Source organism: Bradyrhizobium sp. GW821-FHT13H06, from assembly GCF_058803975.1.
Genome location: NZ_JBXAPN010000008.1, coordinates 244,868 through 257,136, shown reverse-complemented (window position 1 = coordinate 257,136; position 12,269 = coordinate 244,868). Strand labels below are relative to the sequence as shown.

Genomic DNA, 12,269 nt, shown 5'->3' with positions numbered 1-12,269 from the left:
AAATCGTGCAACGCTTCGGGCAACGGTCCAGATGGGCCGACAGTGATCAACAGGACGTCAATCCATCGATCGGCAAGAGGACGACAATCATGCGTAATTCAAAGGTATTTGCGACAATCATTGCTCTCGCGGCCGCCACTCCCGCTCTCGCCGACGACGTCAAGGTCGGCGTCGGCATCTCCGGATGGACCGGCTTCGCACCGCTGACACTGGCGAGGGAGGCGGGCATCTTCAAGAAGAACGGCCTCGACGTCACCATCAAGAAGATCCCGCAGAAGGACCGTCATCTCGCGATCGCCTCCGGCGACATCCAGTGCGCGGCGACCACGGTCGAGACCTGGATCTCCTGGAACGCCAATGGTGTTGCGACCAAGCAGATCTTCCAGCTCGACAAGAGCTATGGTGCCGACGGCATGGCCGTGCGCAACGACGTCGCCGCGATCAAGGACCTGAAGGGCAAGACCGTCGCCGCCTCCGCGCCCGGTACCTCGCCCTATTTCGCGCTGGCCTGGATGCTCAAGAAGAACGGGCTTTCGGTGAAGGATGTCACCGTCGTGAACCTCGAGCCGGCCGCGGCCGCGCAGGCTTTCGTCTCCGGCCAGAACGATGCCGCGATGACCTATGAGCCGTACCTGTCGACCGTACGGGCCGCGCCCGACAAGGGCAAGATCATCGCCACCACGCTCGACTACCCGATGGTCATGGACACTTTCGGCTGCACGCCGAAGTTCCTGACGGAGAATCCCAAGGCCGCCAAGGCGCTCGCCGACAGCTATTTCGAGGCCCTCGAGATGATCGCCAAGGACCAGGCCAAGTCCTACGAGATCATGGGCGCGGACGTGAAGCAGACCGCCGAGCAGTTCGGCAACTCGGCGAAATATCTGCGCTGGCAGGACAAGGCTGCGAACCAGAAATTCTTCGCCGGCGACTTCCTGACCTTCAACAAGGAGGCCGCCGACCTCCTGCTCGAGATCGGCATCATCAAGGTCGCGCCGAAGGTCGAGGACCTCTACGACGCGAGCTTCATCAAGTAAGCTTCTGCAAGCCGCCGGTTCCGCCACGAGGCGGAACCGGCACATGATCGACTTCTCGGATAGACAGTTTGATGCGTCCCCTGGACCCTGTTACATCGAGGCAGCGCGCGGCGTATGGCCTTGCATTCTTCGTGCTGTTCGTCGCCCTCTGGTCCTGGGCGACGTTCGGCGGCCATGTGTCGAAGACGTTCCTCGCCAATCCGCTGACCATGGTGCAGGAGGGCGTTGAGCTGCTTACCAAGCATGGCTTCCTGTTCGACATCGGCATGACGATCTGGCGCGTCGTCGGCGGCTTCGCCCTCGCGGCAATCATCGCGGTGCCGCTCGGCGTGCTGATGGGAGCCTACAAGCCGGTCGAGGCGTTCCTCGAGCCGTTCGTCTCCTTCGCACGCTATCTTCCTGCCTCCGCCTTCATTCCGCTCCTGATCCTGTGGGCGGGCATCGGCGAACTGCAGAAGCTGCTCGTGATCTTCATCGGCTCGGTATTCCAGGTCATCCTGATGGTCGCGGTGACCGTCGGCGCCACGCGGCGCGATCTGGTCGAAGCCGCCTATACGCTGGGCGCCGGCGACCGCGGCATCATCCGCCGAGTTCTGCTGCCTTCCTCGGCACCCGAGATCGCCGAGATCCTGCGGCTGGTGCTTGGCTGGGCCTGGACCTACGTCATCGTCGCCGAGCTGATCGGATCGTCCTCCGGCATCGGTCACATGATCACCGACAGCCAGGCGCTGCTCAACACCGGCCAGATCATCTTCGGCATCATCGTGATCGGATTGATCGGCCTGATCTCGGACTTCCTGTTCAAGGCGTTCAACGCCTGGCTGTTTCCCTGGAAGCTCGCATGACGATTCTCAAGATCGAGCAGGTCTCGCGCACCTTCCCCGCGCGCCACGGCAACGCACCGACCAGGGCGCTGGAACCGACCGACCTCGTCATCGGCAACAACGACTTCGTCACCATCCTCGGTCCCTCCGGCTGCGGCAAGTCCACGCTGCTGCGCATCGTCGCCGGCCTCGATCGCCCGACCAGCGGACGCGTCACGCTCGACGGACGCGAGGTGACCGGCCCGGGCGCCGATCGCGGCATGGTGTTCCAGTCCTACACGCTGTTCCCGTGGCTCACGGTGCGCGAGAACATTGCCTTTGGCCTGCGCGAGCGCGGCGTGGCGCAGGACGAGCGGAACAAGATCGCCGATGCCTTCATCCGTCAGGTCGGATTGTCGGGCTTCGAGAACCATTGGCCAAAGCAGCTCTCCGGCGGCATGCAGCAGCGCACGGCGATCGCACGGGCGCTCGCCAATGATCCGAAGATCCTCTTGCTCGACGAGCCCTTCGGCGCACTGGACAACCAGACCCGCGCCCTGATGCAGGAAATGCTGCTGGGGATCTGGGAGCGCGACCAGAAGACGGTGCTGTTCGTGACCCACGACATCGAGGAAGCGATCTTCCTCGGCAGCCGCGTCATCGTCATGAGCGCGCGTCCCGGCCGCATCAAGGCCGAGATCAATGTGGACCTGCCTCATCCGCGCTCCTACAAGATCAAGACCACGCCGGAATTCGTCCAGCTCAAGGAGCGGCTGGTCGAGGAGATCCGCACCGAGGCGCTGAAGGTTGCCGAACATGCCTGACACCCAGCCCCGCGCCGACGGAAATCGCGTTCTTGCCGACCTCCATGCGCTGCGCGCCATGGGCGCCTACAAGACCGGCGTGCACAAGCCGACCTTCTCCGAGCCGCACAAGCTTTCGCTGGAGTGGCTCGTTCAGAAGCTGCCCGAGGCCAACCTCTCTGCGACGATTGACGGTATCGGCAACGTGTTCGGCACCAGCGCGAAGCCCGGGCCGAAGCTGCTGGCGGGCTCGCATCTGGAGAGCCAGAACTATGCCGGCTGGCTCGATGGTCCGCTCGGCGTTGTCTACGCGCTCGAAGCCGCGCGCGTGCTCAATACCGATCCCTCGTTCAAAGGCGCGGTCGAAGTCGCCGCCTGGTGCGACGAGGAGGGACATTTCGGCCATTTCCTCGGCTCGCGCTCCTATGTCGGACAGGTGACAGAGGCCGACATCGACGCCGCGCGCGACCGTACCAGCGGCCGCACCATGCGCGATGCGCTTGCCGACATGGGTCTCGCCGGACGCCCGCGCATCACCGTCGAGCCGGGGCGGCACGTTGGCTATCTGGAGGCGCATATCGAGCAGGGCGACACGCTCGAAAGCGGCCGCCTTGCGATCGGCGTCGTGACCTCCATCGTCGGCATCTGGCAGTATCAGATCAATTTTTCTGGCGAGCAGAACCACGCCGGCACCACGCGGATGGCGGTGCGGAAGGATGCCGGCCTCGCGCTGGCAAAATTCTGCGTCGCGATCGACGAACGCTTTCCGTCTGCCTGCGGCCCGCGCACGGTCTGGACCACCGGGCGCATCACGCTCGATCCGGGCGCGCCGAGCATCATTCCGGGTGGCGCAGAGATGCTGTTCCAGATCCGCGACGATGATCCGGCCGTGATCGCGCGGCTGGAGCAATTGCTGCGGATCATGGCGGAGGAGGCCAGTGCGAACGGTCCGTGCACCGTCACCGTCGAGAAATTGCGCACTGGTGCGCCCGCCATGATGAATTCCGGCTTCCAGGACGCAATCGAGGCCGCGAGCAAGGCCCTGGCCGGCGGCCGGTCCCTCCGCATGCCCAGCGGCGCCGGGCATGACGCGCAGATGCTCGCGACCGTCATGCCCGCGGGCATGCTGTTCGTGCCTTCGATCGGCGGCATCAGCCATCACTGGACCGAGAACACCGCCGACGCCGATATCGTCACCGGCGCACAGGTCTTCGTCGACGCTTGCCGGCGGATCCTCCAGAGTTGATGGCGGTCGAGACCCGCGCAAGCGCTTGTGTCCCGGACAAGCTGCAACGCGACAGCGTTGCGGCGCAGAGCCGGGACCCAGAGCCACGCGGCGACAACAACGATATGGGCCCCGGCTCTGCAGCGCACCGTCGAAGGGACGCTGCGCTGCGTCCGGGGCACGAGAGTGGAGTCTCGCGCAGGCTCTCTCCTCCTCTTCGTCATTGCGAGCGAAGCGAAGCAATCCAGAGTCTTTCCGCGGAGGGATTCTGGATTGCTTCGTCGCTACGCTCCTCGCAATGACGGTGGATGTGGCTGCAGACACGCCGTCGCGTTCTCGCGGCTGAATTCGCCCGAGCTTTGCTTCGTCGTTCCACCCTCTTGAGCCAAGAGGGCGCAGGGAAGGCCGGGTGCCGGCTCGCACCCGCGGTCTGCTGCGCATAGAGCACACGCAGAGAACCGCACAGCAGCATACAGGTGAAGCCCAACACACGGCCTTCCCTGCGCGATGGTCGGACGGCTTATGCCGCGCTCTCCCGGGAGCCGAGTTCGTTCTGGCCTCCCTCACTCTCGCGAAATCCACCGGCGCCGCGCCGGTTGACGCGACTGCCGCCTCCGCAAGAGCTTGACCGTAGCAACGACGGCCAGGACCACACGGTTTTGCCGTACGCGCGGTTCGTTGGCGCCACAGGGTTCGACGGCGTTGTGCACTTTGCCGCCGAAATGCTGGCACGACGAAGCCTAGCAGCGCCGCTCGTCCACACGCAGCTTCGGGCTCACGGAGAGCAATCCGCCCGGCCCTTCACCTCTCGTGCACGACGCTGCCGCGTCCACCGCAAGCCCGGCTCGCGACAATGACGACCACACGATCGCCCCTCAAGAATGAGCCGGGATGGGCGACACATACGACAAATCCGAATTTCGGTAAAGTGGAATATTTTCACGATGGTGGATTGACAAGGGGCGGCACAGCAAGGTGCGTAGCCCGGATGAGCGAAGCGACATCCGGGATCTTTACGCGTGAATTCCCGGGTATCGCTTCGCTCACCCGGGCTACAAGAGCATGCCCACCACGGCGTCGGTTCGGCCATAAAGCCGCGGCATTTCTCGGGTTTGTGCTCCGTCCCACCTCTGCTTCCCCGGGAGTTCTCATGTCTTCAGCCGACCGGCCGGCGACCCGCCTTGCGACCAGACTTGCCTTCTTCGTCGCAGGCTTCGGCATCGCGTGCTGGGCGCCGCTGGTGCCGTTCGCGAAGGCGCGGCTCGGCGTCGACGACGGGGTCCTCGGGCTGCTCCTGCTCAGCCTCGGCATCGGCTCGGTCGTCGCGATGCTGCTGACCGGCGTTCTCAGCGCGCGCTACGGCAGCAGACCGATCATCGTCGCAAGCGGGTTCATGCTCGCGCTGGTCCTGCCGCTGCTCGCGATCGCAAGCTCGTCCATGTCTCTGGCGCTGGCGCTCTTTGCGTTCGGCGCCGCGCTCGGCTCGATCGATGTCGCCATGAACATCCACGCCGTGGAGGTGGAGCGCGCCGCGGGACGCCCGCTGATGTCCGGCTTCCACGCCTTGTTCAGCATCGGCGGCTTCGCCGGATCCGCGCTGATGACAGTGCTGCTCTCGTTGCAACTCGGTGCGCTGGCCTGCACATTGATCTGCTCCGTCCTGATGCTGCTCGCGATGTTTGTGACCTGGCCGCGCCTGCTTCGCTCAGTGCAGGTGCAGGAGGGCCCGCTGTTCGTGCTGCCACACGGATCGGTGCTGCTGCTTGCGCTGCTCGGCGCCATCACCTTCCTCGTCGAAGGTGCAATGCTCGATTGGGGCGCGCTCCTCGTCATCGGCGCGGGGCTCGTCACCGAGGCGCAGGGCGGAGCCGGCTACATCGTGTTCTCGATCGCCATGACGCTAGGCCGGCTCGGCGGCGACGCGGTCGTTGCGCGCATCAGGGACCGCACGACCTTGCTCTGGGGCAGCCTCATCGCGATCGCGGGCTTTGTGGTCCTGCTGACAGCGCCTGTCGCGGCGGTCGCCCTCGGCGGATTCCTGCTGATCGGGCTCGGTGCGTCAAACCTCGTGCCGGTGCTGTTCCGGCGGGCCGCGCGGCAAACGGTGATGCCTACCGGGCTTGCGGTCGCGGCGATCACGACTGCGGGATACGCAGGGGTCCTGATCGGCCCCGCCGGCGTCGGCTTCGTCGCACGTCTTGGCGGATTGCCTATGGCGTTCTGGTTGCTGGCCGGATTGATGGGCCTCGTCACGCTGTCGGCGCGGATCGTCACGGCGGAGCAGCGCAAGATGTCGCGCGTCGATGCGTGAGCGGCCTTGCGTCGAATTTATCAATGGGAGAGGCGGGATTGCCACCGTCCGCAATGGTCCCATGCACGCGCGGTCCACGCCATCATCTTGGCATGCCAGCCTAAGCCCTTATTTCGCAGGCACTATTTTGGCAGACCGAAGAAAGCCCAAGCCATCTGCGCCGGTCTGTCTGCCATGCGGCTTTCGGCCAGTTTACTGGACGCGTCGTTCTGCTAGATCACAGCCGAATACCTTTTGACTCCCGTGGAGGGGGCAATGGCACGTGCAGGCTCATAGTAATCACGACTCGCACATTTCTTTTGGGCCATTTCGGCTGTTTCCAAAGTCGCGGCTCCTGGAGAAGGAGGGGGCGCCGCTTCACATCGGCGGCCGCGCGCTCGATATTCTGATCTTGCTTGCCGAGCGCCCCGGTGAAGTCATCGACAAGAGGGAGTTGGTCAAGCGCATCTGGGCCGACGTGAATGTCGACGAGGGCAGCCTGCGCTTCCATGTCGCAGCACTGCGCAAGGCGCTCGGCGATACCGGCAAGTCGACGCGCTATGTCCTCAACGTGCCCGGCCGCGGCTATTGCTTTGTCGCACCGTTCGTTCAAGCAGCTCCGCCGGTCTCCTCAGTCGCAGCCGAGATCTCCCCTCCTCGCTCCCTGCCTGCTCAGCTTGCAAAGATGATCGGGCGAGAAGAGGTCATCGAGAAGATCTCGAACGGATTGACCCTGCATCGCTTCATGACGGTGGTCGGCCCGGGCGGCATCGGCAAGACCGCCGTCGCCGTCACGGTCGGGCATCGCCGCTCGGCAGATTTCGGCGGACGCGTCTTCTTCGTCGACTTCGGTCCGCTGCGGGACGCCAGCCATGTCACGACCACCGTCGCCTCGATCCTCGGACTGACCGTGAGCTCGGAGGACCCGACACCGGCCCTCCTGACATTCCTGAAGACCGGCCCAGCCCTGCTGATCTTCGACAGTTGCGAGCATGTGCTGGATACGCTGGCTCCTCTCGCGGAGCGTATCGTTCGCGAAGCGCCGCAGCTTCGCGTTCTCGCAACCAGCCGCGAGTCGTTCCGGAGCGAAGGCGAGCGGATCTTTCGTCTGTTCCCGCTGGATTGTCCGCCGGAGCGTGGGGGTCTCGAGGTCGCCGAGATCCTCGCCTATCCCGCGGCTCAGCTCTTCGTCGAGCGCATCGCGCAGAGCTCGGGTCCGTTCCAGCTCAGCGCTGAAGAAGCGCCGCTGGTGGCGAGCATCTGCCGGCGCCTCGACGGCATTGCGCTGGCGATCGAGCTCGCGGCGGGCCGTGTCAACGCGTACGGCATCGCCGGAACGGCCTCCCTGCTCGACAGCCGCTTTTCGCTGCAATGGCGGGGGCGGCGCACGGCCGTGCCGCGGCACCAGACGCTCGCCGCTGCCCTCGACTGGAGCTACGACCTCCTGCCTCCGGCGGAAAGCGCCACCCTGCGGCGACTGTCGGTATTCGCCGGGCCATTCGCGCCGGAGGCGGCCGCCGCGGTCGCATCCGGCGACGGCCTCAGCACCTCGGAGACGTTGGAGGCGATCGACAGCCTGGTCACCAAATCGCTGATCTCGCCATTCGGTTCGCGGACGCTGCGCTATCGCCTGCTCGACACCACGCGCACCTACGCGCTCGGGAAGCTGAACGAGCTCGGAGAAGCGCGGACGTTCGCGCGGCGCCACGCCGAGCATTTTCGCGATTTCTTCGAGCACGCGGAGGCCGATACATCGACATCGCTGCCCGAATGGCTGAGCATCTATGCGGGGGAGCTGGACAATGTGCGCGCCGCGCTGGATTGGGCTTTCTCACCTGATGGCGACGCAAGGCTCGGCATCGCGCTGACGGCGGCCGCGATCACCCTCTGGGTGCGGCTTTCGCTGTTCGCCGAGTGCCGAGAGCGCAGCAGAACGGCACTGGCGGCGCTCGGAGACGGCAGGGACAACGACCGCATCCGCATGCAGCTGCTGTCGGCACTCGGCTGGTCGCTGATGTATGGCGAGGGTCGCGCACGCGAGGCGCGCCCGATCCTGGAGACGACTCTCGAGCTGGCGGACAGGCTCGACGACAAGGATTTCCGGCTGCGCGCGCTCTGGGGCCTGTGCATCGACCAGTTCAACAACGGACAGTTCGGCAAGGCCCGTGCGTTCGCCGATCGTTTTGCGAGCGCGGCAGCGAACTCTCCCGACAAGACCGACGTCATGCTGGGCGACCGGCTAATGGCTGTCGCGCTGCACTATCTCGGCGACCAGAACGAGGCGCGGCAGCGTATCGACCGGGTCAATGCATCGCTGCACTTTCTGGCGGAGAAGCCCAAGATCTTCCCGCTCGATCTCAGGATCTCGACGCAGTATTTCCGGGCCCGCATCCTGTGGCTGCAGGGTCTCGCCGACCAGGCGCAGGCGCTGGCGGCAAGAAACATCGAGGAAGGCCGAGCCAATGGCCACGCCCTGACCTTCTGCAGCGTGCTGGGCCAGGCCGCCTGCCCGATCGCCTTCTGGGCCGGCGATCTCGACGCCGCGGAACGCCACGGCAACGAGCTGCTCGATCACACCGATCGGCACGCGATCCGGCTGTGGGGCCTGTGGGCAAGAGCCTTCAATGCGGCAGTCGTCGCCAGGCGCGGCGACGTCGCGATCGGCCTGCCGCTGCTGCGCGAAGAACTCAACCGCGCCGGCGATGCACGTTTCCTGCCGCGCTTTCTTCCCCTGCTTGGCGAGCTTGCGGCGTGCTTTGGCGAAGCCGACCAGGTCGATCGCGGCCTCGACGTCATCGAGGACGTCCTGACCCGTTGCAACGACCGGCAGGAGCTCTGGTATCTGCCTGAGTTGATGCGCATCAAGGGAGAGTTGATGCTCAGGAGCGCGCGGCATTCAGCGGACGCCGAGGCACGCTTTCGCGAGGCCATGGGGATTGCCCTCCAGCAGGGCGCGCGCTTCTGGGAGCTGCGCTGCGCGATCAGCCTCGCGCGGCTCAGGATGGAGGCCGGCCGGAGTGCGGAAGCGCTGGCCGTTCTGAAGAATGTCTCCGGATCGTTCACGGAGGGCGCCGAGATCGCCGACATGCGCACCGCACGCGAACTGATGGCGCAACTCCGGAACTGACCGCGCACTGATGCGCGCTAAAGCGCGACGAGATGAGGACGAATCGTCATCGCGCTTCAGGTTATTGTTTGAGCATGATCTTTTCGGAAAACCGCTGCGCACTTTTCCGGATCATGCTTTAACCTCCCACCGCAGCCGCACGCCGCGGCAGCTTCCAATCGGGCCGGATGAAGTGGCAGGTGTAGCCGTCAGGATAACGTTCGAGATAATCCTGATGCTCCGACTCGGCCTCCCAGAACTCGCGAGCGGGCGCGACCTCGGTCACCACCTTGCCGGGCCATAGACCGGACGCCTCGACGTCGGCAATGGTGTCTTCGGCGATGCGCTTCTGCGCGTCGCTCGTGTAGAAGATCGCGGAGCGATAGCTGGTGCCCAGATCATTGCCTTGGCGATTGAGCGTGGTGGGATCGTGGATCTGAAAAAAGAACTCCAGCATCGTGCGGAAGCTGGTCCTGGCGGGATCGAAGATGATCTCGATCGCTTCGGCATGACCTTCGTGATTGCGGTAGGTGGCGTTCTTCACGTGCCCACCCGTGTAGCCGACGCGGGTGGAGATCACGCCCGGCTGCTTGCGGATGAGATCCTGCATGCCCCAAAAGCAGCCCCCGGCCAAAACTGCGCGTTCTGTCGTCATCTGTCCGCTCCCAATTGATCGCTCTGTCCGCTCTGCATCTGCACATCATATATATGCTTTCGCCCGATATATATGCTTTCGGCCGCCGGGCAAAAGCCATGCATTGCACGCGGTGTCCACCCGGCTCCTGGAGCCGGATGGACCCAAAGCAAACGCTTGCCTCTAGCCCAGCTTGGCGTCGAGCGTGATCGTGGCGTTGAGCACCTTCGACACCGGGCAGTTCTTCTCGGCCTCGCCGGCGAACTTCGCAAAGCCGGCCTCGTCGAGGTTCGGCACTTTTGCACGCAAGGTCAGCGCGGACTTACTGATCTTGAAGCCCTTGCCTTCGGGCTCGAGTGTCACCGCGGCTTCCGTCGACAGTTCGTCCGGCGTGAAACCTGCCATCTGAAGGCCAAAGGCCAGGGCCATCGTAAAACAGCCTGCATGGGCCGCCGCGATCAACTCCTCGGGATTGGTCCCCTTCTCGTTCTCGAAGCGGGTCTTGAACGAATAGGGCGTCTGCGCGAGCACGCCGGATTCGCTCGAGAGATGACCGGCCCCATCGCGACCGGTGCCCTTCCAGACTGCCGTTGCCTTGCGGATCATTTCAGTTCTCCTTGTTTGATTTCAGCATCGGCGCTCGGTAGCGGCGAAAGGCGACATCGGCGTGACCGCCCGTCCGCCATTCCAACCGATCGAGCGCCGAAGCGGTTCCTTGGTCTCCAAGATCTCCTCGTTCGATCGGTGCAGTCGATCGGGTTCGAGAACGACACGTCGGTCCGTTCCGTTCAGACTTTGGCGCGGGCAGGTCCGATTTGCAATTCACGACGGCAGCGGCTGGCCGGCCTGCTCGCGGACGACATAGTCGGCGTACCAGTCCGCCCAGTTCTCGTCGTGTCCGCCGGTCCGCCTCTCGTGCTCGCCATGCGCGATCGCCGCACGGCGTAGCGCCGCCGCCAGATCGGCCGTCGATGCGAATGTCGTGGCGCTGCCCGCGATGCGCCCGGGCAGTCGCGTCGTGACCTCCTGAAACAGCCAGCCATTGCCGTCGGGGTCGCTGAACGATGCGAACGAACTGTAGCTGCCGCGCTTCGGGTCGGCACCGCCGACCCGTACGCTGCCGAAGAGATACGGCTCGTCGGGCCCGGCATGAACGTCGCCGGCACCGTGGAATGGCTCGCTGACCTCGACGCCGCGGTCGAGCAGGTCCTGCCGGGCGGCCTCCAGATCGGAGACGATCAGGTACAGGCCTCGCGCCGAACCGGGCGCTGCGGCCGTCACGTTCCTGCCGAAGATCACCGAGCAGGCCGAGCCCGGCGGCGTGAACTGGATCACGCGCCAGTCCTCGCCTGACGAAAAATCGGCGTCCAGTCGCCAGCCGAGGCGGGCGTAGAACGCCTTGGCACGGTCGACGTCGGACACGGGGATCACGACGACCTCGAGCTTCAGGTCAACGCTGCGCGATGTCGAGGGCCCGGTTCCGGTGTCGCGATCGATTTCGATGGTGGTCATGTCGAACTCCCTGATGTGAGACGCGGTTGCATGCATGGAAGGGCTTCATGCGACAGTCGGCATCATGATCGTCACCCGCGTGCCGCCCTGCCCCGCCTCGCCATGCAACCGCGCGTGGATGCTGCGCGCGAGCCCTTCGAGGATCCGGCTGCCGGTGCCCTGAAGCGGACCGGTCGCACCGATGCCGTTGTCGGCCACCGTGCAGAGCCAGGCGCCGTCGCCGCTCGCCAATTCGATCCGGATCAACGCACCGCTTCGGTCCGGGAAAGCGTGCTTTGCCGCGTTCGTGACCAGTTCGGTGAGCATCAGCGCGAGCCGATGACATTGAGCAGCCGGCAGTCTGCCGCTCTCGATCGCGGCTTCGCAGCGGATGCCTGCCGGCTCCAGCACCGCTTCGGAGAGGGCTCCGCACAGCTTTTCGAAGAACGGCTCCACGGCAATGGCCGATGGATCGTCGTTGTCGGACAGGAGCTGATAGAGCCGGCCGAAGGCGACGATGCGCCGCTCGAGGCGGTCCACCGCCAGCGACACATCCCTCTTGCTCGCGCGCGTGAAGTCGCGGCGGACTGACGCACCGAGCAGCGTCAGCGTGTTCTTCATGCGATGGTGGGACTCCCGCAGCACGAGCTCCCAGTCACGCGACTGATCATCGAGACTGGCGACGAATTGAGGTCGAACCACGTGGTCGTTCGTCCCAGCGCCGATACCGGACATCATAGCCTCCCCGTTGAAACGGATCTCACTCGAAGGCTATAGTGGATGCGTCGCGCGCGTTTTGCCCGTTAGACGTTGCAAGATTCTGTTATGATCGGCGGGGCCCGCAATCTCGCGGCGGACACACGCGCCTCGAAGGTCAGGCGCG

10 protein-coding genes are annotated in these 12,269 nt (G+C 64.9%); 6 read left to right on the top strand and 4 right to left on the bottom strand.

Translation table 11 applies throughout. The features are described 5' to 3' along the window. Positions 1–89 precede the first annotated feature (89 nt). From AC1RQP_RS29825 to AC1RQP_RS29800, 6 genes are all read left to right on the top strand, one after another. Complete coding sequence (locus AC1RQP_RS29825; protein ID WP_492940271.1) at positions 90–1,034, top strand: ABC transporter substrate-binding protein; 945 nt, start codon at positions 90–92, stop codon at positions 1,032–1,034. 71 nt (positions 1,035–1,105) lie between these two features. Continuing rightward, the gene (locus tag AC1RQP_RS29820) at positions 1,106–1,879 is read left to right on the top strand and encodes an ABC transporter permease (protein ID WP_492940269.1); all 774 of its coding nucleotides are present in this window, start codon (positions 1,106–1,108) and stop codon (positions 1,877–1,879) included. Next, complete coding sequence (locus AC1RQP_RS29815) at positions 1,876–2,661, top strand: ABC transporter ATP-binding protein (protein ID WP_239625698.1); 786 nt, start codon at positions 1,876–1,878, stop codon at positions 2,659–2,661. The genes AC1RQP_RS29820 and AC1RQP_RS29815 overlap by 4 nt, the downstream gene beginning before the upstream one ends. Continuing rightward, entirely contained in the window at positions 2,654–3,886 is a 1,233-nt protein-coding gene (locus AC1RQP_RS29810) for a Zn-dependent hydrolase (protein ID WP_492940267.1), read from the top strand. Before AC1RQP_RS29815 ends, AC1RQP_RS29810 begins: the two co-directional genes overlap by 8 nt. A 1,129-nt stretch (positions 3,887–5,015) precedes the next feature. After that, the gene (locus AC1RQP_RS29805; protein WP_492940265.1) at positions 5,016–6,176 is read left to right on the top strand and encodes an MFS transporter; all 1,161 of its coding nucleotides are present in this window, start codon (positions 5,016–5,018) and stop codon (positions 6,174–6,176) included. Positions 6,177–6,438: 262 nt separating this feature from the next. Continuing rightward, positions 6,439–9,282 (top strand): ATP-binding protein, encoded by a 2,844-nt coding sequence (locus AC1RQP_RS29800; RefSeq protein ID WP_492940263.1) that lies wholly within the window; start codon positions 6,439–6,441, stop codon positions 9,280–9,282. Positions 9,283–9,400: 118 nt separating this feature from the next. On the opposite strand, the gene msrA is transcribed toward AC1RQP_RS29800, so the two are convergent. From msrA to AC1RQP_RS29780, 4 genes are all read right to left on the bottom strand, one after another. Then, complete coding sequence (gene msrA / locus AC1RQP_RS29795) at positions 9,401–9,916, bottom strand: peptide-methionine (S)-S-oxide reductase MsrA (RefSeq protein ID WP_492940261.1); 516 nt, start codon at positions 9,914–9,916, stop codon at positions 9,401–9,403. Positions 9,917–10,078: 162 nt separating this feature from the next. Next, entirely contained in the window at positions 10,079–10,501 is a 423-nt protein-coding gene (locus AC1RQP_RS29790) for an OsmC family protein (RefSeq protein ID WP_492940259.1), read from the bottom strand. 216 nt (positions 10,502–10,717) lie between these two features. Continuing rightward, on the bottom strand, positions 10,718–11,407 hold the full coding sequence (locus AC1RQP_RS29785; protein ID WP_239625710.1) for a VOC family protein: 690 nt from the start codon (positions 11,405–11,407) through the stop codon (positions 10,718–10,720). Between the two features lie 45 nt (positions 11,408–11,452). Then, positions 11,453–12,121 (bottom strand): sensor histidine kinase, encoded by a 669-nt coding sequence (locus tag AC1RQP_RS29780; RefSeq protein WP_492940257.1) that lies wholly within the window; start codon positions 12,119–12,121, stop codon positions 11,453–11,455. Positions 12,122–12,269: the final 148 nt, after the last annotated feature.

Coding starts and splice junctions, on each gene's coding strand:
- AC1RQP_RS29790 (WP_492940259.1), bottom strand. CDS start 10,501: ATGATCCGCAAGGCAACGGCAGTCTGGAAGGGCACCGGTCGCGATGGG.
- msrA (WP_492940261.1), bottom strand. CDS start 9,916: ATGACGACAGAACGCGCAGTTTTGGCCGGGGGCTGCTTTTGGGGCATG.
- AC1RQP_RS29785 (WP_239625710.1), bottom strand. CDS start 11,407: ATGACCACCATCGAAATCGATCGCGACACCGGAACCGGGCCCTCGACA.
- AC1RQP_RS29815 (WP_239625698.1), top strand. CDS start 1,876: ATGACGATTCTCAAGATCGAGCAGGTCTCGCGCACCTTCCCCGCGCGC.
- AC1RQP_RS29825 (WP_492940271.1), top strand. CDS start 90: ATGCGTAATTCAAAGGTATTTGCGACAATCATTGCTCTCGCGGCCGCC.
- AC1RQP_RS29820 (WP_492940269.1), top strand. CDS start 1,106: ATGCGTCCCCTGGACCCTGTTACATCGAGGCAGCGCGCGGCGTATGGC.
- AC1RQP_RS29780 (WP_492940257.1), bottom strand. CDS start 12,121: ATGTCCGGTATCGGCGCTGGGACGAACGACCACGTGGTTCGACCTCAA.
- AC1RQP_RS29810 (WP_492940267.1), top strand. CDS start 2,654: ATGCCTGACACCCAGCCCCGCGCCGACGGAAATCGCGTTCTTGCCGAC.
- AC1RQP_RS29805 (WP_492940265.1), top strand. CDS start 5,016: ATGTCTTCAGCCGACCGGCCGGCGACCCGCCTTGCGACCAGACTTGCC.